Raw genomic sequence first — 23,469 nt, forward strand, 5'->3', positions numbered from 1 at the left:
GCTCCAGGCACCGGACAGAGGGGGACATCGTGCATCGCCGTCGTACTTATGCCCTGGCGCTCGCCGCATCGGCGCTGGTCACCGGCATGGGCGCGGCGACCCCCACTCCGGCCCCGACCCTTACGCCCACTCCCACTCCCACCCCCACTGCCACGCAGAGCGACGGCACGCTGCAGATCCTCACCTACCGCGGCTACGCCGAGTACGGCGGCGTCAGCCCCAAGGTCAACTGGGTGGGCTCGTTCGAGAAGGAGACCGGCTGCCGGATCGCCAAGCTCGACACCGTGCAGACCGCTGAAGAGATGGACGCCCAGGTCGACAAGCGGCCCTACGACCTCGTCTCCGCCGGGCCCGCGCTGGCCGGGCGGCTGATCGCCGAGAAAAAGGTGCAGCCCATCGACCCGGCCAAGGTCAGCGGCTACGAGGACATCGACGAGCGCTTCCGCGACATGATGACGGTGTCGGACAAGGTCTACGGTGTGCCGTACCTGTGGGGGTACCACCAGTTCATCTACGATCCGGCCAAGGTCAAGGGCAACCTGGAGGAGGCGTTCTCCTCCGAGCGCACGGCGCTGAAGGACAGCCCGCTGACGATCGCCGACGCCGCCCTGGCCGCCGGGGAGGGCGAGGAGCCGTTCGAGTTGAGCAATGACCAGCTCGACCGGGCGATGGCGCTGCTGGAGGGGGTGAAGGAGCGGACCTACTGGACGAGCCCCGTCGATCTGGTCAAGGGGTTCGCCACCGGTTCGCTGGATTACGCCCAGGCCACTCCTTACTATCGGCTGCTGCTGCAGAAGGCCGGCATGCCGGTCAAGGGCCTCAACACGCGCGAGACCACCGGATGGGTCGACTCCTGGATGCTCGGCGCGGGCGTGCCCGACACCACCTGTGCCTACCGGTGGCTGAACTGGGTGACCGCGTCCAACGCGCAGCGCGACGCCGCCGCGTGGGTGGGGCTGGCGCCGGCCAACGACAAGGCGTGCAAGGGGCGGGCCAAGGCCATCTGCGAGGTTTACGAGGTCGGCAAGGCCAAGCGCCTCGACCGCGTGGTGTTCGCCGTGCGGCCGCCAGGGGGTTGCCAGGCGGAGGACGGGGAATGCACTGACTATGTCACCTGGTCCCAACGGTGGCAGGAACTCGTCAAGTGAGCCAAGGGAGTGGGGGCCGTCGATCCCCACGTGATCCCGCCACGGGCCCCGCCCTCATCCCCCCGCTGGGTGCGGCCCGAAGAGGCGCCCCGGGCCTTCCCCCTGTCCCGGGGCGTCTCGCCCTCCGGCTAGCGTGACGGGAACGCCACGACCGTCGCCATCGGGGCAGGCAGCAGGGACTCGGCGCAGTCGCTGCAGGCCAGCACCGCGGAGTCGTCGGGCAGCCGGCCCACTCGCACGCGCGGCCGCGGCCATCTCTTGTGGCAGACGACACAAGCGTCGCCGTCGCGCTGGGCCCAGGTCAGGCCCTCAGGGTCGAACGTCAACATATTCCGCGCCGTTCTTGTCGGACCCCAGTTCATCACGTTTCCAGAAGCGCTCGCCCATCCGTATGTCGGATCCGTTATAACCCTGACCAGTGCCGCGAGCGTCTAGCTGAGCGTCAAGTCAGGGTGAATTCTCTCCCCGGGTGATGGGCGTTACAGCAACAAAATCGGGCATCCAGCCGCAAGCTGGATGCCCGATTTAGAGGGGTTTCTAGACTTCGGCGATGGCCTTCTCCAGGATGCCGAGGCCCTCCTCGAGCAGGTGCTCGGGGATCACCAGCGGAGGCAGGAAACGCAGCACGTTGCCGTACGTGCCGGCCGTCAGCACCAGCAGGCCCTCGGCGTGGCAGCGCTTGACGATCTCCTGGACGGCGGTCGGGTTCGGCTCCTTGGTGCCGGGCTCGACCAGCTCGATCGCGATCATCGCGCCCCGGCCGCGGACGTCGCCGATGACGTCGAAGCGCTCCTGCAGCGCCTTGAGCCGAGGGAGCATGATCTCGCCGATACGGCGGCTCCTGGCGACCAGGTCATCCTCCTCGATGGTCTCCAGCACGCCGAGCGCGGCCTCGCAGGCGAGCGGGTTGCCGCCGTACGTGCCGCCCAGCCCGCCCACGTGCACCTTGTCCATGATGTCCGCCCGGCCGGTCACCGCGGCCAGCGGCAGGCCGCCCGCGATGCCCTTGGCGGTGGTGATGATGTCGGGGACCACGCCCTCGTCCTCGCACGCGAACAGGTGACCTGTACGCGCGAAGCCCGTCTGCACCTCATCGGCCACGAACACGATCCCGTTCTCCGCGCAGAACTCGGCGATGCGCGGCAGGAAACCCTTGGCCGGCACGATGAAGCCGCCCTCGCCTGCGATCGGCTCGATCACGACGGCCGCCACGTTGTCCGCGCCGATCTGCTTGTTGATCAGGTCGATGGCCTGCGCGGCGGCCTCTTCGGCACAGTTCTCGGGCCCGGTCGGCCAGCGGAACGGGTACGCCAGCGGAACCCGGTGCACCTCCGGCGCGAACGGCCCGAAGCGGTGCTTGTACGGCATGTTCTTGGCCGTCAGCGTCATCGTGAGCAGCGTGCGGCCGTGGTAGCCGTGGTCGAACACCACGACGGCCGGCCTGCCGGTGGCGTGGCGGGCGATCTTGACGGCGTTCTCCACGGCCTCGGCGCCGGAGTTCACCAGGAACGTGCGCTTCTCGTGATCGCCGGGGGTCAACTCGTTCAGCTTCTCGCACACCCGGACGTACGACTCGTACGGGGTCACCATGAAACAGGTGTGGGTGAAGTCGGCGACCTGCCGCTGGACACGTTCGACGACCTTGGGCGCGGCGTTGCCCACGTTCGTCACGGCGATGCCCGAGCCGAAGTCGATCAGGGAGTTCCCGTCGGCGTCCTGTATCACGCCGCCGCCGGCGCGGGTGACGAAGACCGGGAGGGTGGTGCCGATGCCCGGCGGGACGGCGGCCTGCTTGCGGGCCAGCAACTCCTGGGACTTGGGGCCGGGGATCGCGGTCACGACGCGCCGCTCCTGGGGAATGCTCATGCCTTCGACGCTACGGCGGCCTCCTACCTGCGCCGATACGTCGATATGTCACACTAGGGGTGCTCGTCTTTGCCGGAATGGACAAACTCCTCATGCCGCCTACGCTCCAGACCGTGGTCCGTCGCATGGGGCTGCGGCCCCTGGCCGGTCCCGCGTCGTTGCACGCGGTGGTGCGGTGGGTGGCGGTCAGCGAGCTCGCCGACCCGACACCGTACCTGGAGGGCGACGAGCTGCTGCTCACCACGGGGATGCGCCTGGAAGCCGACATATCCGGATATGTTGCCCGGTTGGTGGCACGCGGCGTCGCCGGGCTCGGCTTCGGCGTGGGAGTCTCCCACGAGGAGGTGCCCGCCGCCCTCGTCGAGGCCGCCGACCAGGCCGGGCTGCCGCTGCTGGAGGTGCCGCGGGAGACGCCGTTCATCGCGATCGGCAAGGCGGTCAGCGAGCTGCTCGCCGCCGAGCAGTACGAGGAGATCACCCGCGCCTTCGCCGCCCAGGGCCGGCTGACGCGGGCGGCGCTGCGGCCGGAAGGCATGCACGCGGTCATCGACCGGCTGGCCAAAGAGGTCGGCGGGTGGGCGGCGCTGCTCGACGAGACCGGCGAGGTACGCCACGCGACCCGCGGCGCTCACACGGACGCCGTCACCGCCGAGCTCACCCGCCTCGCTCCCGGGACGGGGCAACCGGCACATTGGGCCGCCGCTGAGGTCCGCCTGCCCGCGAGCCTGGCGCTGTCCGGGCCCGGTGAGCACATCGTGGTGCAGCCGCTGGGCGGTGGGACGCGGCCGCGCGGCTTCTTCGCCGTCGGGGCCAAGGAGCCGTTCTCACCCGTCACCCATACGGTGATCAACGCCGCGGGGTCCCTGCTCACGCTCGCGGTGGAGCAGGGCAGGACCCACCTGGCCGCCGAGCGGCGCACCCGCTCGGCGGTTCTGGAGTTGTTGCTGGCCGGGGCGACCGACCAGGCACACGCCGTGCTGGGGCGGCTCGGCGGCAGGCTGCCCGACGCGCCGCTGGTGGTCCTCGCGACGGACGCCGACGGGCTCGACACCCTGGAAACGCGCGCCTTCACGGTGCTGATCGACGACGCGGCCACCACCGCCGCCGCACGCGCCGCCGGACCGATGGCCATCGCCCTCGTCGCCAGGGTCGCGGCTGACACGGTGGCGCGGGAGGTGGACGGGCCGGTGGGCGTCAGCCTGCCGTCCGGCTACGATCCCGTGGCGCTGCGAGGTGCGCTCGATCAGGCCAGACGCGCCCTGGACGCGGCCAGGAGCCGCCAGGCGGGTGTGGTGAGGTTCGGCGAACTCGCCGGTCAGGGCCTCCTTGGACTGCTCGAACCGGCGGCCGCCCAGGCGTTCTCGGCCGCGCTCCTGGCCCCCCTCGCCGAGTACGGCTCCCGCGCCGATCTGATCGAGTCGCTCCGCGCGTACCTGGACTGCAACGGTCACTGGGACGCGGCCGCAAAGCGCCTCGGCGTGCACCGGCACACGCTGCGCTACCGCATGAAACGCGTCGCCGAGCTGCTCGGCCGCGACCTCGACGACCCGGGAGTGCGCGCCGAGTTGTGGCTCGCGCTCCAAGCCGCCGCCGCTCCCCGCTGAGCGCGGGCTACGGCTTGTCCACCAGGTAGCAGCAGATGGTCGCCGTGGTCACCGCCTCATAGGTGCGCCCGTCGCGCAGGTGCCCGGCACGCTCCAGGCTGATCGCCCCGTGCGCCGCCGCCCACAGGGCGTCCGCGATCTTGCGGGGCTGGGTCGGTATGAGATATCCCGCCGAGATGCAGTCGGCGATCACCCGGTCGAGGATGTTCAGCGCCGCCCGCGCCAGGGTCCTGGCACGTTCGCTGGGCTCGAAGCCGGGGATGGCCCGCTCGAACATCAGGCTGTAGTAGCCGGGCTCGCCCAGGCACGCCTGCCGGTACGCCGGCCCGAGCGCGTGGAGGTGCTCCAGCGGGTTACGCCGCTGCGGCACCGCCTCGAGCAGGCGGCGGAAGCGCTCGAACCCCTCCAGATAGAGCGCCTCCGCCAGGCCCTCCCTGTTGCCGAACATGGTGTAGATGACGGTCGTCGTGCAGCCCGCCTCGGCCGCGATCCTGCGCATGGTCAGGCTGTCGGGGCCGTCGGTCTCGAGCAGGTTCACCGCCACGTCGAGGAGGCGGGAGCGGAGTTCGTCGTGGCTGGCGCGCTCACCTAGGAGGTAGGCGCCCTGCAGCCCGAGAGGCGCCGAGGTCATGAGACCTCCTTTGTGGCCAAGGATCTCTGCGTCCTTGTGACCTCACGCTGTTCGGTCACGGGGCCCACGCCTTTCTCAGATCGGGGGCCCGCCGCGCTGGAGACCCGCACCGTTGACTTAGCCATGGCGGAGATCCCTCAAACCACTCCGCATGGTAAACATCCCGAATTAGGTCTACTTCTGTTACATCATGGGTATACCCAGGGGCTTGTACTTAACGATGAGCGCTCATGAGGCTCTTGTGCATCCTGGTGTAATTCCCCGATCCTAGGCTTGGCATAACGTCGAGGTATGGACGTGCGTACCTTTTGGCTGGCCGGCCGTCCCGCGGCCGGGGACACCGAGCTCACTGTGACCAACCCCCACGACGGCCGGGAGGTCGGCAGGCATTCCCTGCCGACCGACGCCCAGGTGGAGGAGGCCGTCGCGGCCGCCCACGCGGTGGCCCGGGAGGCCGCCGCGCTGCCCGTGCACGTACGGGCCGAGGCCCTGGCCCACGTCTCGCGCAGGATCGCGGAGCGGGCTGAGGAGATCGCCCAGCTCATCACGGCCGAGAACGGCAAACCGATCTTCTGGGCGCGCGGTGAGGCCAGCCGTGCCGTCGCCACGTTCCGCTTCGCCGCCGAGGAGGCCCGCCGCTGGTCGGGCGGCGTGCAGCGGCTCGACACCGAGCCGGCCGCGAGCGGGCGCCTGGCGTACGTGTCGCGCGTGCCGTACGGGCCTGTGCTGGCGATCACCCCGTTCAACTTCCCGCTGAACCTGGTCGCTCACAAGGTCGCCCCCTCCATCGCCGTCGGCGCGCCGGTCGTCGTCAAGCCCGCCCCCGCCACGCCGCTGTCGGCGCTGCTGCTCGGCGAGATCCTGGCCGAGACCGACCTGCCGCCGGGGATGTTCTCCGTGCTGCCCGTCGAGAACGAGCGCGCCGCCGCACTGGTCCAGGATCCGCGTCTCCCCGTGGTGTCGTTCACGGGCTCCGCGCCCGTCGGGTACGCCATCGCCGACCAGGTCCCGCGCAAGCACGTGACCCTAGAACTGGGCGGCAACGCCGCCGCCGTCGTCCTGGCCGACGCCGACCTCGACTGGGCCGCCCAGCGCATCGCCCTGTACTCCAACTACCAGGCGGGCCAGAGCTGCATCGCGGTGCAGCGCGTGATCGTCGAGCAGCCGGTCTACGACGCCTTCGTCGAGCGCCTCCTGCCCGCCGTGACCGGCCTCGTCACCGGCGACCCCGCCGACGAGAAGACCCAGGTGGGCCCGCTCGTCTCGGAGCACGCCGCCGAACGGGTCGAGCAGTGGGTCCAGGAGGCCGTCGCGGCCGGGGCCAAGGTCCTCGCGGGCGGCACCCGGGAAGGGGCCGCGATCGCGCCGACGGTCCTGACCGACGTGCCGCAGGACGCGAAGGTGGCCTGCGAGGAGGTCTTCGGCCCGGTCATGATCCTCCAGCCCGCCGCCTCGGTCGACGAGGCGTACGCGATGGTCAACGACTCCAAGTACGGCCTGCAGGCCGGCGTGTTCACCCGCTCCCTGGACGCCGCGTTCCGGGCGAACCGGGAACTGGAGGTCGGTGGGGTCATCATCGGCGACGTGCCGTCGTACCGGGCCGACCAGATGCCGTACGGCGGCGTGAAGGACTCGGGCATCGGGCGCGAAGGGCTGCACTCGGCCATGGAGGACCTGACGTACGAGAAGGTCATGGTCTTGACGGGCCTGACGCTCTAGGCCGGGCGGCGCATGCGAGCGGGTCATGCGTGTTGCGCCGCGTTGAAGAGGGCCTTGGCGGCGTCGCCCAGGTACGGGCCGTACATGGTGCGCGGGTCGTCGCTGTACTTGAAGCTGCTCAGCGACGTGATGGTGCCGTTTCCGGTGGCGGCGTCGAACCCGGCCATCCAGGGCCCGCCGCTCGAGCCCGCCGTCATGTCGCAGCCCAGGCCCTGGTCGCGGGTCTGACCGTGCGGGTCGTCCTTGAGCCGGCCCGCACAGTAGACCAGATGGCCGCCGTTGTAGGGCGGGTCGGCCGGATAACCGAAGCCGAACACCTGGCCGCCGCGCGGCGCGTTGAAGGCGATCTCCTGCGTGCCCACCGCGTCGGCCACGTGCCTGCCGCCTGACGTGGCCAGCGCCACCATGGCGACGTCGTAGTCGTCGTCGCCCTCGCGCGACCACGCCTCGGCGACGAACATGCGGCGGGCCGCGTACCGCCCGAACGGCTGCTCCCCGCCGGTGCCGTAACCGGGGACGAACGTCCAGTTCTCGGCCCACTCACCGGCACCGTCCTTGACGCAGTGGCCGGCGGTGACCACGACGTCCTTGTTGGCGCTCCTGACCGTGCTGGCCGAGCAGACGAAGTCGGCGCCGCGCACCGTCATGAACACCCGCCCCGTGGTCCTGGCCACGGCGCCGCCGGTGATCCAGCGGGCGCCGATCGTGCTCGCGCTCGGCTTGGCCGCCGATTGGTGGCTCGGCATGGGGAGCTTGGACGCGGCCGTCCGCGGAAGGAGCGGCGTGCCCTGCCTCGGGACGCGCTGCGCCAGGCCGGTCTTCGCGCCCACGACCTTCGTGACGGCGTCCACGTCGATCAGCTGCCGGGTGGTCCTGTTCAGCGTCCCGCCGGACAGCCCGTCCAGCAGGCGCTCGCCGCCCGTCACGATGTCGAGCAGGTCGATCGGCAGTGCCCTGGCCATACGTTGCGGCGTCCAGTAGTCGAGCACGCGCCGCTGCTCGGCAGCGGTGCGGGCGGCCACATGCTCGACTACGCGGTCTCGCTCAGCGGTGTGGACGGGCGTGGTCACAGGGCCGTCGTCCTGCTGCGGGCCGGGAACCGCCCCGAGGAGCGCGGGCCCCATCAGCCCGGCCAGGAGCGGGGCGGCCACCAGCAGGGGGATGCTCAGCGTCATGGCCCCCGAGTGTGCACCACAAGGTGTGTTCTTGTGACTACTTTCGGTAAATCCCTCAGAGTGCGCCGGTGGTCTGTGCGGCTTGGTAGACCGCCTGGGCTTCGTTCCCGAAATAGGGGCCGAACATCCAGTTGGGGGCGAAGTTGTATTTGAAGCTGTTGACCGAATTGACGGTGCCGAGCCCGGTGGACTCACTGAAACCCTGCATCCATGGACCGCCGCTCGAACCGCCGGTCATGTTACAGGTCAGGCCCAGGTCGTCGGACATCAGGAAGTCGTCGAAGGTGCGGCCGCTGCAGTAGACGAGCTTGGAGCCGTCGTACGGGGCCGCGGCCGGGTAGCCGAAGGCGTACATCTGCTGCCGCCTCGGCTGGTTGAACGCCACGCCCTGCCCGCCGACGACGTCGACCAGCGCCTTGCCGTCGAGCGGCGCCACCACGGCGGCGGCCATGTCGAAGTTGATGTCCTCCCTGGCGTTCCACTGCTGCGTGGTCAGCAACTTCGTGGCGGCCCAGGTGCCGAAGGGACGGCTGCCCTTGTCGTAGCCCGGCACGAAGACCCAGTTCGTGTGGAAGGCGCCGTTCAGCTTCACACAGTGGCCTGCGGTGATCACCACACTCTTGTTGGCGCTGGTCACCGCCGATCCGGAGCACGAGGCATTGCGGCCCTGCGTGGTGAAGAAGATCCGCCCGGTGGTCTTCACGACCGCGCCGCCGGCGGTCCACGGCTCACCTCCGCTCCTGGCCGCCTGCAACACCGGGCCCCCGCCGGACGCGCTGGTGAGCCCCTTGGTGGGCACTGCCGACCACGGGTTGCCCGCGGCCGCCGTGGTGAGCTTCATGCCCTTCTTGGGACCCGGCGCGGCCAGCGGCTCGGCGGACTCCATTTTCTGCTCCGTCCAGTACTGGAGGACCTGCCGCTGCTCAGAGGCCGAGTCCGCGGCGGCGTGCTGGGCGGGTTTGGGCCGCATGTGGACGTTGGCCTGTGCCGCTGTCGCGGGGAACAAGGCGGCGCTTCCCGTGGCGAGGACGAGGGTGGAGAGCAGGGCGAATCTGCGGTGCATTACGTACCTCCCGAAACCGGACGTGGGGTTGGAAGGTAGCCGCCTCAATATCCAGATTTCTCAGGATTTGCGCATTCCGATATAGCGATATTCCGGCGTAAATTAACTCGGTTATCGCGTGTCACATACGTAAGGGAATTTCGGTACGGCCACCACCCCGTGCTCGCCCGCCCTCCGCAGCGGGGACAATGGACGCGTGCATGCAGAGACCCTCCGCTCCGTCGTCCTGCTCGGCTCCACCGGTTCGATCGGCACACAGGCCCTCGACGTCATGGCCGCCAACCCTGGCGGCTTCAAGGTCGCGGCGCTGGCCGCCGGTGGCGGGCGCGTCGAGTTGCTGGCCAGGCAGGCGGCCGAGTTCGGTGTCGAGGCGGTGGCCGTGGCGGACGAGGCGGCCGTGCCCGCGCTGAAGGAGGCGCTGGCCGCGCAGGGCGCCCGGCCCGAGGTGTTCGGCGGCCACGAAGGGGTCGCCGAGGTGGCGGGGTGGCCGTGCGACACCGTGCTCAACGGCATCACCGGCGCGCTCGGGCTGACCTCCACGCTCGTCGCGCTCGAAGCGGGCAGGACGCTCGCCCTCGCCAACAAGGAATCCCTGATCATCGGCGGGCCGCTGGTGAAGCGGCTGGCCAAGCCCGGGCAGTTGCTGCCGGTCGACTCCGAGCACTCGGCACTGCAGCAGTGCCTGTGGGCCTCGGGGCCGGGCGCGTACGACCCGGACAGTGTCAAGCGGCTCGTGGTGACCGCCAGCGGCGGGCCGTTCCGCGGCATGAGCCGTGAGGAGATGACCGACGTCACCCCTGAGATGGCGCTGGCCCACCCCACCTGGTCCATGGGCCCGGTGATCACCATCAACTCCGCGACGCTGGTCAACAAGGGACTGGAGGTGATCGAGGCGCATCTGCTGTTCGACCTGGACTTCGACCGGATCGAGGTGGTGGTGCACCCGCAGTCGATCATCCACTCCATGGTCGAATACGTGGACGGCTCGACCATGGCCCAGGCCAGCCCGCCCGACATGCGTCTGCCGATCGCCCTCGCGCTCGGCCACCCGCACCGCGTGCCCGGCGCGGCCCAGGCCATCGACTGGACCAAGGCGCACACGTGGACGTTCGAGCCGCTTGACGACATGGCGTTCCCGGCCGTGGCGCTGGCCAGGCACGTGGGCACGGAGGGCGGCACCGCGCCCGCCGTCTACAACGCGGCCAACGAGGCCTGCGTGGAGGCGTTCGCGCGCGGCGAGCTGCCGTTCCTGGCGATCGTCGATACCGTCGCCAAGGTCGTCGAGGAACACGCCGTGACCCCGGCGGACTCGGTCGAAGAGGTGCTCGCGGCCGACACGTGGGCCCGCGCGCGTGCGGCCGAACTCACAGCCGTGCAGTCGCGCTAGCTACATAAACTTGAAACCGTCGCCACAGTAAGGGTTGAAATGTCTTCCGTAGCTCTCGGCATCCCGACCGTCCGCCCCAAGCCGCTCGCCGAACGCCGGCACTCCCGCCAGATCATGGTCGGCACCGTGCCCGTGGGCGGCGACGCACCCGTCTCGGTGCAGTCGATGACGACCACGGTGACCGCCGACGTCAACGCCACGTTGCAGCAGATCGCGGAGCTGACAGCGTCCGGGTGCCAGATCGTCCGCGTGGCCGTGCCGTCCCAGGATGACGCGGACGCGCTGCCGATCATCGCGAAGAAGTCCCAGATCCCGGTCATCGCCGACATCCATTTCCAGCCGAAGTACGTGTTCGCGGCCATCGAGGCGGGCTGCGCGGCCGTCCGGGTCAACCCTGGAAACATCAAGAAATTCGACGACAAGGTGGGTGAGATCGCTCGCGCCGCCGCCGACCACGGGGTGCCGATCCGGATCGGCGTCAACGCCGGCTCCCTCGACCCCCGCCTGCTCCAGAAGTACGGCAAGGCCACGCCCGAGGCCCTGGTCGAGTCGGCGCTGTGGGAGTGCTCCCTCTTCGAGGAGCACGGCTTCCGCGACATCAAGATCTCGGTCAAGCACAACGACCCCGTCGTCATGATCAACGCCTACCGGCTGCTGGCCGCCAAGTGCGACTACCCGCTGCACCTGGGCGTCACGGAGGCCGGACCCGCCTTCCAGGGCACGATCAAGTCGGCCGTGGCCTTCGGCGCGTTGCTGGCCGAGGGCATCGGCGACACGATCCGCGTCTCGCTCTCCGCGCCGCCGGTCGAGGAGGTCAAGGTCGGCAACCAGATCCTGGAGTCGCTCGGACTGCGCGAACGCGGCCTGGAGATCGTCTCCTGCCCGTCGTGCGGTCGCGCCCAGGTGGACGTCTACACGCTGGCCGACCAGGTCCAGGCCGGCCTGGAGGGCATGAAGGTGCCGCTCCGGGTGGCCGTGATGGGCTGCGTGGTCAACGGTCCCGGTGAGGCCCGTGAGGCGGACCTGGGGGTGGCTTCGGGCAACGGCAAGGGCCAGATCTTCGTCAAGGGCGAGGTCATCAAGACCGTGCCCGAGTCGCAGATCGTCGAGACGCTGATCGAGGAGGCGCTGCGGCTGGCCGAGGAGATGGGCGTCGAGGTCGACCTCGACGACGACTCCGGCCCCGTGGTCACGGTGAGCTGACAAGATCCTTTCCTGGGCTACTCTCTGCCACATACCGCTTACAGATTGGCAAGCATTTCCCCATACCCAGCGTCACGGCGCGGTCGCTCACGAGAGCATCGCAAGGCCTATGACTGGGAAGGGGGCCGGGTGAAGCGGGTAGTTGGGGTTGTCGCCGGAATGGTGGTGCTCGTCGCAGGGGTCGCGGTCGCCGGTGGTGGGGCGCCGGCCGTCGCCGCAGGGAGAGCGCCAGTGGCCTGGGGGGCCTGTCCGGCGGTCCCCGGGAAGGCGGCGAACGCGAACGTCGAGTGCGCCACCGTACGGGTGCCGCTCGACTACCGCCAGCCGTTGGGCCAGTCGATCAAGGTGGCGATCAACAGGATCAAGGCCAAGGTGTCCCGTGACGCCAACCACCTCGGCACGCTGCTCATCAACCCGGGCGGCCCCGGGGCGTCCGGACGGAACCTGGCTGAATACGTGGCCATGTCTCTGCCGGCCAAGGTGAGCGAGCGTTACGACATCGTGGGGTTCGATCCGCGCGGCGTCGGCGGCAGCCAGCCGGCGCTGCACTGCGTGGACCCGGAGGTCTTCTACAAGGCCCCGAGACCGGACGCGGTCCCGCGGACGCGGGACGACGAGCGGGTCCTGCTGGGCAGGGCCGCCGAGTACGCCACCCGCTGCGGCCAGTTCTGGTCCTGGCTGCTGCCGCACCTGACCACCGAGAACTCGGCCAGGGACATGGACACGATCCGCGCGGCACTGGGTGAGGAGAAGATCAGCTATCTGGGCTTCTCGTACGGCACCTACCTGGGCGCCGTGTACGCCACGCTCTTCCCGCACCGGATCAAGCGCCTGGTCCTGGACAGCAACGTGGACCCGACCGGCGTCTGGTACAAGACGAACCTGGCGCAGGACCAGGCCTTCGAGCGCCGGCACCGCCAGTTCCTCGCCTGGACGGCCCGGCACCATTCCACGTACAAGCTGGGCGCGACGGTCACGCAGACGTCCTTCGCCTACTACGCGCTGCGCGACCGGCTGCGCGCCCGCCCGGCGGGCGGGATCGTGGGCCCGAGCGAGCTCGACGACACCTTCACCATGGCCGGGTACACCGACCGCGTGTGGCCCCAGTTCGCCCAGGCCTGGTCGTCCTACGTCCGCAAGGGCGACGTGAAGGGCCTGGTCGACGCCTACACCAAGCACGGCAAGAATGACGCCGCCGACGAGAACAGCTACGCCGTCTACCTGGGCGTCCAGTGCCGCGACGCCACGTGGCCGCGCCAGTGGGAGAGCTGGCGGGCCGACATGACGAAGATGCATCGCCAGGCGCCGTTCATGACCTGGTCGAACGCCTGGTACAACGCCCCTTGCGCCTTCTGGCCGGTCGCGGGCGGGAAACCCGTCGAGGTGCGGGGCTCGGCGACGCTGCCGCCCATTCTCATGCTCCAGTCCCGTGGCGACGCCGCGACGCCGTACGAGGGGGCGCTGCGGATGCGCGCGCGCTTCCCCACGGCCCGCATGGTGGTCGACAAGGGGGGCAACCATGGGGCCTCGCTGGCGGGGAACCAGTGCGTGGACCGGCATCTGGCCGCGTACCTGACGGACGGGTCCCTGCCTCCGCGTGACGCGGTCTGCGACGCTCGGCCCGAGCCCCGTCCGGTGGTCGCTCGCATGGCGGCGGAGCCGCCGGTCCAGCGCCACGACCTCCTGGGGGTGCTCACGGGGGTGCTTGGAGCACGATGACGTCAAGAAAGGGTTACCGCGGGCATCGCATGATGAGCTAATCGGTAACCCTTCGCGTAGTCTGACCATGTGATGCTGCGTACATCGGCGTCGCGCGTGCTTGACGACAGCGACCGGGACGAGGTTCTCGCACTGCTGGACTCCGATCCGGTCGCCAACGTCTTCGTCTCCTCCAGGGTGCGGGCCGTCGGACTCAACCCGGCTCGGCTCGGCGGGCAGATGTGGGGATTCGGGCCGCGCGGTGGCCTCGTGTCACTCTGCTACGCGGGTGCCAACATGGTCCCGGTCAGCGCCGGTCCCGAGGCGGTGCACGCGTTCGCCGACCGCGCCCGAAAGCAGGGGCGGCGCTGCTCGTCCATCGTGGGGCCCGTGGACGCGGTCTCCCTGCTGTGGGAGCGGCTCGAGCCGTACTGGGGCCGGGCGCGCGCGATCCGCTGGGCGCAGCCCGTCATGGCCACCTCGCGCAAGCCGCCGGTGCCCGCCGACCCGCTCGTCCGGCGGGTGCGGCCGGAGGAGTTCGACATCCTGCTGCCGGCCTGCGTGGCCATGTTCACCGAGGAAGTCGGCGTCTCGCCCAACCTCGGCGACGGCGGCGCCCTCTACCGCACCAGGGTCGCCGAGCTGATCAGGATCGGCCGGTCCTACGCCCGCATCGACAACGGGAAGGTCGTGTTCAAGGCGGAGGTGGGGGCGGTCACCCCCCAGGCCTGCCAGATCCAGGGCGTCTGGGTGGACCCCGAGCTCCGCGGCAAGGGGCACGCGGTGGCGGGCATGGCCGCCGTGGTCGAGGCCGCGATGGAATGCTTCGCCCCGCTGGTGACCCTCTACGTCAACGACTACAACCGATCCGCGCGGGCCGTCTACCGCAAAGTGGGCTTCGTCGAGGTCGACACCTTCATGTCCGTGCTGTTCTAGAGACGTACGAGCTTGTCGAACAACCGGGCCAGCTCCGTGTCCGGGTCCGCGGTGAGGCCCGCATGCACCGGACCCGTCTGCACGATCGTGCTGCGGGGCGCCGTCAGCCAGCGGAACCTGCCCCCGAGCGACTCCGCCTTCAGCGGCCCCGGCTCGTCGCCGCAGGCCAGCTCGTACGCGCTGAGCGCCCGGCGTACCGCGTCCACGTCGGCCGTCGGGTCGAGCGCGCGCAACCGGGCCGGGTCGAGCTCGACCCGCGCGCACAGGTAGGCGCGCGGCTGGCAGTAGAGCAGCACGCCCGCGTTGATCTGCTCGCCGCGCTCCACCTTGGGGATCACGCGGATGACCGCGTACTCGTACACGTCCCTGGTCATCGGCCGCCTCCCCGCCAGAACTCGCCGACGGACCCAGGCCCGGACCGCCGCGGGGCCCGCTCCTCGCCGCGCACCAGCCACTCGCGCGGCCCGTGCGCTCGTCGTACCAGATGGTCGACGTACGCTTCCCGCACCGCCTGCGGGCCGTCGAACCCTGGCTCTCCGTCGAGCCACTCGTCCGGCACCAGAGCCGTCACGGTCTCCAGCAGCTCCCGTGTGATCTTCCCGGCCAGGTCGTCGCCCACGGCCGCCACGTCGCCGGCGAACGGCTCCAGCACGTGGTCACCGGCGTCGAACGGGCGCTGCGGATCCGCCGTGGGCCAGTTGTGATGGAACCAGAGCGACGCGCCGTGGTCGATCAGCCAGGTGTCGCGGTCCCAGACCAGCAGGTTGGGGTTGCGCCAGCTCCGGTCGATGTTGTGAATGAGGCCGTCGAACCACACCACGCGTGCCGCGAACACCGGATCCGCCACCCACGCCAGCGGCTCGAACCCCAGCGCGCCCGGCAGGAAGTCCACCGCCAGGTTGAGCCCGGTGCTGGCCTTGAGCAGGTCCTGGACCTCCTCGTCCGGCTCGCGAAGGCCGAGCTGCGGGTCCAGGTCGATGAGCTTGAGCTCAGGGGTCTTGAGCCCCAGCCTGCGGGCCAGCTCGCCGGCGATGATCTCGGCGACCAGCACCCGGCGGCCCTGGCCGGCCTCGCGGAACTTCACGACGTACGTGCCCAGGTCGTCGGCCTCGACGACGCCGGGCAGCGACCCGCCCTCCCGCAACGGGGTCACATAACGGGTGGCTGCGATCTTATCCAGCACGAGACGAGGCTACCGCCCAGCCACCCCACCCACCTCCCCAGCCCCTCCCCGCCATCCCCCGCCCACCGGGATCCGGCTCGCCCCACGCCACCGGCCCGCCTGCCCCACGCCGTAGGCCCGCCTCGAGGCCCGCCGGAGGAGGTGGCGCAGGTGGCGGACATGCTGCGGCGCATCATGAAGAACCTCGCCGACGGGCCGGACGCCTAGGGTGCTTGGGTGGCGCGGGCGCGGACGGCGGCGAGGATGATGTGGCGTATCAGGCCGCTGCCGAGGCGGATCACCGCCCAGTACCGCAGGAAGGCCCGTCGTGCGGCCGGGCTCGTGGCCAGGACGCGGGTCTCGGTCACCAGCCGCACCCGCCCCGAGCCCGCTTCCTCCAACACGAAGCTGAACGTGCCCTTCGCGTAGCCCGGGCGGTCGAAGGCGTCGAAGTCGCCGGCGGTGGCGACGGACGGCGTGTCCTCGGCGCGGCCCAGGCGCCACCACTGGCCGATCGTGCCGAGAACCATCTCGCGGCCCGGCTCCTCGGCCAGGAGCGTGAATGCGGGCGGAATGGGATGGGGGCGCCCGCCGCGTAACCGCGAGACCAGCGCGCGGGCGGCGAAGAGCGGTTTGGCGAGGCGGACGTCCGACGGGTGCAGGTGCGTGAGGGTGTCCCAGACACGCTCGCGCGAGGCATTGATCACGATGGAGTGGCGTTCGGCGGCGTCGGGGCGGGGGATGAGCCGGTCGGCGAGCTGGGACATGGGCCACCTCTTCCATACGGATGCGTATGGTGCCGACTATACGGTGCCGTATGGCAGGCTGGCCGGGTGGGTCGGTTGAACGCGGATGACTGGGCGCGGGCCGCGCTGGACGCGCTGGCGGAAGGCGGGCTGGCGGCTGTCGCCGTCGAGCCGGTGGCCGTGCGGCTCGGCGTGTCGAAAGGCAGCTTCTACTGGCACTTCGCCAACCGGCAGGCGCTGGTGGAGGCGGCGTTGTGGCGCTGGGAGGCCGAGACCGAGGAGATCATCGCCGGGCTGGAGGCGGTGCGCGATCCGGTGGCGCGCATGCGGACGCTGCTCGAACGGGCGTTGGGGGACGGGCGCGACGCGGCCGTCGCGTTCCGGCTGATCAGCGAGGCCGACGATCCGGTGGTGGGGGCGGTGGTGCGGCGGGTGAGCAAGCGGCGGCTGGCGTACATGCAGGCCACGTTGGAGGAGGCCGGGCAGCCGCCGGCGGAGGCCCGCCGGCGGGTGCTGGCCGGGTACGGCGGTTACCTGGGGCTCGCCGCACTGGCCCGCGTCGGGGTGGTGACGGAGCCGCCGCTCGACCTGGTCGACCCGCTCATGGCCGAGCTCGGCCTCCCGCCGGCCTGACCTCGGAGCATCAGAGCTTCGCGATGACCTCCTCCGCGAAGCGTTCCATGGTGGCGATCTTGAGCTCGAGCGTGCCCTCGCCGTACCGTGCCTTCTCCTCCGGGGTGGCCAGCCACCACGGGGCGGCCATCGTGCCGGTCACGCCCTTGGCGGCGAAGTGGCGGTAGGCGTCCGCGTCCGGCAGCACGGCCAGCGGCGCGATGATGTCGAACGGCCCGGTCCTGCCGTTCTCGTCGAGATGCCGCCGCAGCGTGTCGAGCACGGGGTCGAGTTGCTCCTCCGTGTAGATGCGGTTGCCGATCCAGCCGTCGCCCGCGCGGGCCGCCCGCCGCAGGGCCGCCTCGCTGTCGCCGCCCACGTACACCGGGATGCGCTGGGCAGGAGTCGGTGAGATCGACAGGGGCGGGAGGCCGTCCAGGCTGACCGTCTCGCCCGCCCAGAGCGAGCGCAGCACCGGGAGCATGGCGTCCAGCCGCCGCCCCCGCGTGTGGAAGTCCTGTCCGGTGGCGACGAACTCCTCCTTGCACCACCCCACGCCCACCCCGAACGTCACCCGGTCGCGCGACAGCACCGCCGCCGTGGACACCTGCTTGGCCACGGTGAACAGGTCCCGGGCGGGGGCGATGTAGACGTTCGGCGAGAAGCGCAGAGACGTGGTGACCGCGGCCATCGCCCCGATCGTCACCCACACGTCCGGCCAGTGCGTCGTGGCGTCCCAGCGCGGCCGCCCCGACCGCGAGTACGGGTACGGCGTGGCGAAGTCGGCGTAGAAGAGGTGGTCCGACAGCGTCAGCGTGTCGAACCCGCAGCGCTCGGCCGCCCGCGCCAGTTCCACGAACTGGTCGGCGTCGACGAAGGAGGCCCCCAGCCAGATCTTCATCGGAACTCCGGGGCGACCTTGGTCGCGAACAGCTCCAGGTTGCGCTTGACCGTGTCGAGCGGCAGCACGCCCTGCTGCCCCTGCATGTAGAGCCCGAACCACTCCAGGTCCGGCATCCGGTCCAGCATGCGCTGGATGCCGCGCTTGACGTCGTCAGGCGTGCCGAACAGGGCCATCTCGACGTCGTTCATACGCTTGGCGTCGCCCTTCTCCGGCGAGATCGGCTTGTGCTTCTCGTCCTCCTTCTTCCGCAGCACCTCCAGATATCCGAAGGGGCCGAAGAAGGCGGCGAAGTCCTTGGGGATGCTGCGGCCGAAGGTGTTGATCGCCTGCTCGGTGGTGTCCGCGATCCCGACGATCTTCAGGATGCCGGTGTGCTCGCCCAGCTTGTAGTGGCGGCCCTGCCTGGCGGACTCCTCCTGGTACAGCTTGGCCTTGGCGGCGTGGTCGTCCGGATTGGGGGTGAACATCCACGGCAGGATGTTCTCCTGCGCGGCCCTGATGACCGACCGGTCCGAGATCGTGAAGGGCTGCCACAGCTCGGGGTGCGGGTTCTGGTACGGCCGCGGGCAGACCGACACGGCCACGACCTTGCCCTCCTCGTCCAGCTCCGCGGGCGCGCCGAAGGTCCGCGTCCACTCCTGGGCGGGCCAACCCTCGATGCCGTCGTACGGATAGGGCACCTGATAGTCGAGCACGTCGGACTTGTAACGCAGGGTCTCCTCGGTCCACGCCAGCTTCATGATCTTCAGCACCTCGCCGAAGACGTCGAAGTTACGCGTGTCGGACGCCGAGCCGTCCGAACGGGCGGCGGCCGCGTGCCAGCGCTGGCCCAGGACGTTCATCCAGCGGTTCTGGTAACCGCGCGCCACCCCCAGCCGCAGCCGTCCCTTGCTGAACTGGTCGAGCAGCGCGACGTCCTCCGCCGCCCTGATCGGGTCCCAGGCCGGCAGCACCAGGCCGAGCGGAGCGAGCAGGATCCGCTCGGTACGCGCGGCGAGGTCGGTGAGGAACATCAGCGGATTGACGGAGAACTCCATGCCCTCGGAGTGGAAGTGGTGCTCGGTCATCATCAGCGCGTCGAACCCGAGCTGGTCGGCGTGGACGGCGATCTCCCGGACCTCGTGCAGCAGCTTCTGGTACGACTCCGTGTCCCGCCCGATGGGGCGCTTGGCCTTGGCGTTCTCCTCGGCCGCGTATCCAGAGCCTGGAATCTGCGGATTCAGGAAAATGGAAAACTTCACCGGGGACCTCTTTCCGCGGACGGTTCCTACGCAAGCTACTCTGGAAATCTTAGCCGAGCAATCGCTTGGTTAACTACGAGGAGGGCGCATGAGGCTGGGCGTCACGATGTTCGCCACGGATCTGGCCATGCCGATCGACGAGCTCGCCAGAGCGGCCGAGGAACGCGGATTCGACTCCCTCTGGCTGCCCGAGCACACCCACATCCCGGTCTCGCGCCGCACGCCCCCGGCCGCCGGGCAGGACGAGCTGCCCGAGGAATACAAGCGCACGCTCGACCCCCTGGTCGCGCTCTCGTTCGCCGCCGCCGCGACCCGGCGGCTGCGCGTCGGCACCGGCATCCTGCTGGCCGCCCAGCGCGACCCCATCGTGACCGCCAAGGCCATCGCCACGCTGGACCACCTGTCGGACGGGCGGGTCGCGGTCGGCGTCGGCTTCGGCTGGAACGTGGAGGAGATCGAGAACCACGGCGTCCCGTACGCCCGCCGCCGGGAGGTGGCCCGGCGCAACGTGCTGGCGATGCAGGCGCTCTGGCGCGACGAGGTGGCCTCCTTCGACGGCGTCGAGCCGTGCTGGTCCTGGCCGAAGCCGATCGGCGGCCCGCCCGTGTACATCGGCGGTGCCGCGGGGCCGAAGTTGTTCGCCCATGTCGCCGAGTACGCCGACGGCTGGATGCCGATCGGCGGCGCCGGCATCAAGGCCGCGCTGCCGGCGCTGCGCGAGGCGTGTGACAAGGCGGGGCGGCCGATGGCCGAGGTGATCCCCTTCGGAACGCGGCCGACCAGGGAGAAACTCGACTACTTCGCCGGGCTCGGCATCCAGGAGGCGGTGGCCACGCTGCCCAGCGGCCCGGCCGACACGGTCCTCCCGATCCTCGATGATTATGCGCAACTGATCTAGCCCCCGGCATAATGCCGGAATATGTCCGAGCTACGAACTGACGACCCACGCCGGCTAGGGGCGTACCGGTTGTCGCACAGGCTCGGGCAGGGCGGCCAGGGCGTCGTCTACCTCGGCCATTCGCCGCAGGGGGCGCAGGTCGCGATCAAACTGCTGCACGCCAGCCTGTCCAGTGACCCTGACGTGCGCCGCCGGTTCCTGGGAGAGGTCGAGGCGGTGCGGCGGGTGGCGGCGTTCTGCACGGCCCAGCTGCTCGACGCCGACCTCGAAGGAGACCGGCCCTACCTGGTCAGCGAGTATGTCGAGGGGCCGTCGCTCCAGCAACACGTCCTCACCAAGGGGCCGCGGCTGGGCGGATCCCTGGAGCGCCTGGCCATCGGCACCGCCACCGCGCTCGGCGCCATCCACCGGGCCGGCGTCGTGCACCGGGACTTCAAGCCGGGCAATGTGCTGCTCGGGCTCGACGGGCCGCGGGTGATCGACTTCGGGGTGTCCCGGCTGGTCACCGCCACGACGGCGACCACCAGCCAGATTCCCGTCGGGACGCCGGCGTACCTGCCGCCCGAGCGCATCAAGGGCGAGCCCGCCGGGCCGGCCGCCGACCTGTGGGCGTGGGGGCTGACCGTCGCGTACACGGCGACGGGGCGGCACTCGTACACGGCGGACACCTATCACGAGGTCCTGGCCAGGATCCTGTACGGCAAGCCGCACCTGGGGCCGCTGAGCGGGCGGCTGCGGGAGATCGTGGAGGCCTGCCTGGCGCCCGCGCCGGGGGACCGGCCGGACGCCGAGGAGGTGCTGCGGTGGTTGCTGGGGCAGGACGCGGCAGGCGACGACGTGCTGTCGTCCGGCGCCATGGCCGCCATATCCCGCTCCGGGTTGTCGGCGATCGCCGGCGGCGGAAGTGTCACGTCCCCAGGGGAATCGTTCACGGATCCCGATCCGACCACCAGCTTCCCCGCGGTCTCTCGTACCACGCCGGAGCCGGAGCGTCCCAGGCGTCGGCCGCGGGCCTGGCAGGCGGGTGTGGCGGTGGCCGGGGTGGCCATGGCGGTGGCCGGGTTCGTGTTCTGGATGCGCGGTGCGCAGGGACCCGGGCTGGAGGGGACGTGGAAGGGCTCGGCCGAGCACTTCACCGCCCAGCGGGTCTTCCCCGTCGAGCTGCGGCTGGGCGTGGACGGCGGGGCCATGCGATGGGGAGCCGATCTGCGCTGCTCCGGGCGGCTCGGGCGGACCGGGAGCGGGACGGTGTTCGCGCTCGATCGGGTCGTGGGCGAGGAGTGTTATCCGGGGACGTTGCGGATGTTCCCGACGTCGTACGCCGACCAAATGGCCATCAAAGTGACGCGCCAGGGTAAGGACGAGGTGACGTATTCGGGTACGGTCACCCGCACCTCTTGACCTGCTGTGTCACGGTCAGGCGGCGATTGCCCTGAGCACCGTTGACTGTTGGCGGTCCGTTGCTTTCAGTAGAGAGCAGAAGTGGGGGTGGCGGCGAGGGGAGGCGCCCCGTGCCAACGGCACAGCCGCTCAGAACGGGGGACCCGCAGCGACTCGGAGAGTACGCGCTTTCCGGGCGCCTGGGCGAGGGTGGTCAAGGCGCGGTGTTCCTCGGTTCGCGGGGCGGGGAGACGTACGCGGTCAAGCTGCTGCACGGGCCGGTGGGGGACGAGCGGGCGGCGTTCTTACGGGAAGTCGAGCTGGCCAAGCATGTGGCGAGGTTCTGCACGGCCCAGGTGATCGACGCCGGGTTCGACGAGGGCCGGCCGTACATCGTGAGCGAATACGTCGACGGGCCCTCGCTGGCCAGGGAGGTCGCGCTGACCGGGCCGCGGCGCGGCGGGGCGCTGGAGCGGCTGGCGGTCAGCACCGCGACCGCGATCACGGCCATCCACCGCGCGGGCATCGTGCATCGCGACTTCAAGCCCCAGAACGTGTTGCTCGGGCCGGACGGGCCCCGGGTGATCGACTTCGGCCTGGCCAGGGCGCTGGACGCGGCGGCCACGGTGAGCGGCAGGGGCGTGGGGACGCCCGCGTACATGGCGCCCGAGCAGATCACGGCGTCGGCCGTCACGGGGAAGGCGGACGTGTTCTCGTGGGGCGCGACGATGTGCTTCGCGGCCAACGCCACGGCGCCGTTCGGGCAGGACTCGGTGGCGCCGGTGCTGCACCGCATCCTGACCGCGCCGCCGGAGCTGGGGCTGCTGGAGGGGCGGCTGCGGCGGCTGGTGGAGTCCTGCCTGGACAAGGACGCCAGGAACCGGCCGACCAGCAGGGAGTTGCTGTTCGAGCTGCTGGGGGAGTCGGACGAGCTGCCGGCCGAGGTGCTCGGCACGCCGCCGCCGCACATCCTGTGGATCACTCCACCCCTGGTCCCCGAGCCCCGGACGCCCATTGCCGACCCGGAAGCCACCGGGCTGCCCGGTGGGTACATGTTGCCGGGCCGGACCGGCGACGATCAGGCCTCTGATCAGCCGTCCGATCCGGCAACGGCATCCGAGCCCGGCCTGGCGTCCGTTTCCGGGGCGGGCGACGACGGTGTGCGGACCGTTGACACGGAAGGCCACGGCAGGAGGGGGTGGCCGCGGGCCGCCGTCGCCGTCTGCGCGGCCCTCCTGGCGACCGCGGCCGTGCTGTTCGCCGTGGTCATCCCCAACCTGAGCAAGAACGAGCCCGCCGCACAGGTGGCGGGACCGGCCCCGCCCGCGCAGTCCGAGCCGGCGCCGTCCAAGCCCTTCGCCGAGAAGTCGTCCCCCGCCGAACCCAAGGAAACGCAGGAGGCCCGCAAGCCGCCTCTCGAGTCGTCAGTGGCGGCGCCGGTGACGGTTCCCGTCCCGGAGCTTGCCGGACTGGATCGTGCCAAGGCGATCAAGGCCATCCAGCGGGCGGGACTGGTCGCCGGGGCGGTGACCCAGGCCGACTCGCCGCAGAAGATCGGCCAGGTGCTGAGCAGCAAACCCGCCTCCGGCGCGGCCGTGCCCAAGGGGAGCACGGTCACGCTCCAGGTGTCGGCGGGGCTGGCCGTGCCATCCGTCGTCGGCCTCCAGCGCAAGGCCGCCGAATCCGCCCTGACCGGTGCCGGTCTCGCCGTCGGCACCGTCACCCACGCCTGTTCCGACCAGCCGAACGGGCAGGTGCTCGGCACGCAGCCCCAGGCCGGCAAGCGGGTGGCAGGCGGCACGCCCGTGGCGCTCACGGTGGCACGCAAGGGCGCCGCCGTTCCGCCCGTCGTGGGCAAGAGCCGGGAGGAGGGGCAGGGCGCACTGGCGGCGGCCGGGTTCCGGGCGCGCTTCCAGGGCCAGGTGGTGGAGGACGAGTCACGCGTGGGGATGATCCTCAGCCAGAGCGTCCTGCCGGGCACCTGCGCGGCGCCCGGAACCGCGGTGCTGATCGTCGTCGGGCTGCAGGGACAGTCCGGTCCCGACCCCACGGAGCCTTCGGAGACCCCGACGGGCCCGGTCTCCGGAGAGTGACGC

The 23,469-nt window shown here is 70.7% G+C and carries 21 protein-coding genes; 11 read left to right on the plus strand and 10 right to left on the minus strand.

Features of this window, described 5'->3' with window-relative positions:
- Positions 1-29 precede the first annotated feature (29 nt).
- A complete protein-coding gene (locus EDD27_RS00540) occupies positions 30-1,148 on the plus strand; it encodes an extracellular solute-binding protein (RefSeq protein ID WP_164903401.1) in 1,119 nt (372 codons plus the stop codon).
- A gap of 128 nt (positions 1,149-1,276) precedes the next feature.
- Here the strand turns inward: EDD27_RS00540 and EDD27_RS00545 are convergent, their stop codons facing one another.
- Together EDD27_RS00545 and gabT are read right to left on the minus strand one after the other, a co-directional pair.
- Entirely contained in the window at positions 1,277-1,477 is a 201-nt protein-coding gene (locus EDD27_RS00545) for a hypothetical protein (protein WP_127930555.1), read from the minus strand.
- Positions 1,478-1,685: 208 nt separating this feature from the next.
- A complete protein-coding gene (gene gabT, locus EDD27_RS00550; RefSeq protein ID WP_127930556.1) occupies positions 1,686-3,014 on the minus strand; it encodes a 4-aminobutyrate--2-oxoglutarate transaminase in 1,329 nt (442 codons plus the stop codon).
- 113 nt (positions 3,015-3,127) lie between these two features.
- Here gabT and EDD27_RS00555 point away from each other — a divergent pair, with 113 nt between their 5' ends.
- Entirely contained in the window at positions 3,128-4,618 is a 1,491-nt protein-coding gene (locus EDD27_RS00555) for a PucR family transcriptional regulator (RefSeq protein WP_338324626.1), read from the plus strand.
- A 7-nt stretch (positions 4,619-4,625) separates the two neighbouring features.
- Here the strand turns inward: EDD27_RS00555 and EDD27_RS00560 are convergent, their stop codons facing one another.
- Complete coding sequence (locus tag EDD27_RS00560; RefSeq protein ID WP_127930558.1) at positions 4,626-5,249, minus strand: TetR/AcrR family transcriptional regulator; 624 nt, start codon at positions 5,247-5,249, stop codon at positions 4,626-4,628.
- A 291-nt stretch (positions 5,250-5,540) separates the two neighbouring features.
- On the opposite strand from EDD27_RS00560, the gene EDD27_RS00565 reads away from it, so the two are divergent.
- Entirely contained in the window at positions 5,541-6,968 is a 1,428-nt protein-coding gene (locus EDD27_RS00565) for an aldehyde dehydrogenase family protein (RefSeq protein ID WP_127930559.1), read from the plus strand.
- Between the two features lie 23 nt (positions 6,969-6,991).
- Here the strand turns inward: EDD27_RS00565 and EDD27_RS00570 are convergent, their stop codons facing one another.
- Positions 6,992-8,143 (minus strand): trypsin-like serine peptidase, encoded by a 1,152-nt coding sequence (locus EDD27_RS00570; protein ID WP_241563783.1) that lies wholly within the window; start codon positions 8,141-8,143, stop codon positions 6,992-6,994.
- A 55-nt stretch (positions 8,144-8,198) separates the two neighbouring features.
- On the minus strand, positions 8,199-9,206 hold the full coding sequence (locus EDD27_RS00575) for a trypsin-like serine peptidase (RefSeq protein WP_127930560.1): 1,008 nt from the start codon (positions 9,204-9,206) through the stop codon (positions 8,199-8,201).
- A 196-nt stretch (positions 9,207-9,402) separates the two neighbouring features.
- On the opposite strand from EDD27_RS00575, the gene dxr reads away from it, so the two are divergent.
- The 4 genes from dxr to EDD27_RS00595 all read left to right on the plus strand — a co-directional run bounded on the left by dxr (position 9,403) and on the right by EDD27_RS00595 (position 14,430).
- Positions 9,403-10,593, plus strand: a complete 1,191-nt coding sequence (gene dxr / locus EDD27_RS00580) for a 1-deoxy-D-xylulose-5-phosphate reductoisomerase (protein WP_127930561.1) — start codon at positions 9,403-9,405, stop codon at positions 10,591-10,593.
- Positions 10,594-10,632: 39 nt separating this feature from the next.
- Entirely contained in the window at positions 10,633-11,796 is a 1,164-nt protein-coding gene (gene ispG, locus EDD27_RS00585) for a flavodoxin-dependent (E)-4-hydroxy-3-methylbut-2-enyl-diphosphate synthase (RefSeq protein WP_127930562.1), read from the plus strand.
- A 129-nt stretch (positions 11,797-11,925) separates the two neighbouring features.
- Positions 11,926-13,515 (plus strand): alpha/beta hydrolase, encoded by a 1,590-nt coding sequence (locus EDD27_RS00590; RefSeq protein WP_241563784.1) that lies wholly within the window; start codon positions 11,926-11,928, stop codon positions 13,513-13,515.
- A gap of 72 nt (positions 13,516-13,587) precedes the next feature.
- Complete coding sequence (locus EDD27_RS00595; protein WP_127940388.1) at positions 13,588-14,430, plus strand: GNAT family N-acetyltransferase; 843 nt, start codon at positions 13,588-13,590, stop codon at positions 14,428-14,430.
- Here the strand turns inward: EDD27_RS00595 and EDD27_RS00600 are convergent.
- From EDD27_RS00600 to EDD27_RS00610, 3 genes are all read right to left on the minus strand, one after another.
- Entirely contained in the window at positions 14,427-14,804 is a 378-nt protein-coding gene (locus tag EDD27_RS00600) for a DUF3037 domain-containing protein (protein ID WP_127930563.1), read from the minus strand. The genes EDD27_RS00595 and EDD27_RS00600 overlap by 4 nt on opposite strands.
- Positions 14,801-15,613, minus strand: coding sequence for a HipA family kinase (locus tag EDD27_RS00605; RefSeq protein ID WP_127930564.1), 813 nt, complete (start codon positions 15,611-15,613; stop codon positions 14,801-14,803). Before EDD27_RS00605 ends, EDD27_RS00600 begins: the two co-directional genes overlap by 4 nt.
- Positions 15,614-15,816: 203 nt before the next feature.
- Positions 15,817-16,359, minus strand: a complete 543-nt coding sequence (locus EDD27_RS00610; protein WP_127930565.1) for an SRPBCC family protein — start codon at positions 16,357-16,359, stop codon at positions 15,817-15,819.
- A 75-nt stretch (positions 16,360-16,434) separates the two neighbouring features.
- Between EDD27_RS00610 and EDD27_RS00615 the strand changes: the two genes are divergently transcribed.
- Positions 16,435-16,971 carry a TetR/AcrR family transcriptional regulator gene (locus EDD27_RS00615; RefSeq protein ID WP_206641180.1) on the plus strand — a complete coding sequence of 179 codons (537 nt, stop codon included), beginning with the start codon at positions 16,435-16,437 and terminating at the stop codon, positions 16,969-16,971.
- Positions 16,972-16,981: 10 nt separating this feature from the next.
- On the opposite strand, the gene EDD27_RS00620 is transcribed toward EDD27_RS00615, so the two are convergent.
- Positions 16,982-17,851 carry a TIGR03619 family F420-dependent LLM class oxidoreductase gene (locus tag EDD27_RS00620; protein ID WP_127930567.1) on the minus strand — a complete coding sequence of 290 codons (870 nt, stop codon included), beginning with the start codon at positions 17,849-17,851 and terminating at the stop codon, positions 16,982-16,984.
- Positions 17,848-19,095, minus strand: coding sequence for an LLM class flavin-dependent oxidoreductase (locus tag EDD27_RS00625; protein WP_127930568.1), 1,248 nt, complete (start codon positions 19,093-19,095; stop codon positions 17,848-17,850). Before EDD27_RS00625 ends, EDD27_RS00620 begins: the two co-directional genes overlap by 4 nt.
- Before the next feature lie 88 nt (positions 19,096-19,183).
- On the opposite strand from EDD27_RS00625, the gene EDD27_RS00630 reads away from it, so the two are divergent.
- The 3 genes from EDD27_RS00630 (at position 19,184) to EDD27_RS00640 (ending at position 23,466) form a co-directional block, all read left to right on the plus strand.
- Positions 19,184-19,993 (plus strand): LLM class F420-dependent oxidoreductase, encoded by an 810-nt coding sequence (locus EDD27_RS00630; RefSeq protein WP_127930569.1) that lies wholly within the window; start codon positions 19,184-19,186, stop codon positions 19,991-19,993.
- Positions 19,994-20,014: 21 nt separating this feature from the next.
- Positions 20,015-21,394 carry a serine/threonine-protein kinase gene (locus EDD27_RS00635; RefSeq protein WP_127930570.1) on the plus strand — a complete coding sequence of 460 codons (1,380 nt, stop codon included), beginning with the start codon at positions 20,015-20,017 and terminating at the stop codon, positions 21,392-21,394.
- 110 nt (positions 21,395-21,504) lie between these two features.
- Positions 21,505-23,466, plus strand: coding sequence for a protein kinase domain-containing protein (locus EDD27_RS00640; RefSeq protein WP_164903403.1), 1,962 nt, complete (start codon positions 21,505-21,507; stop codon positions 23,464-23,466).
- The last annotated feature ends 3 nt before the right edge of the window (positions 23,467-23,469 follow it).

This window comes from Nonomuraea polychroma, from assembly GCF_004011505.1.
In the GTDB taxonomy this organism is placed as follows: domain Bacteria; phylum Actinomycetota; class Actinomycetes; order Streptosporangiales; family Streptosporangiaceae; genus Nonomuraea; species Nonomuraea polychroma.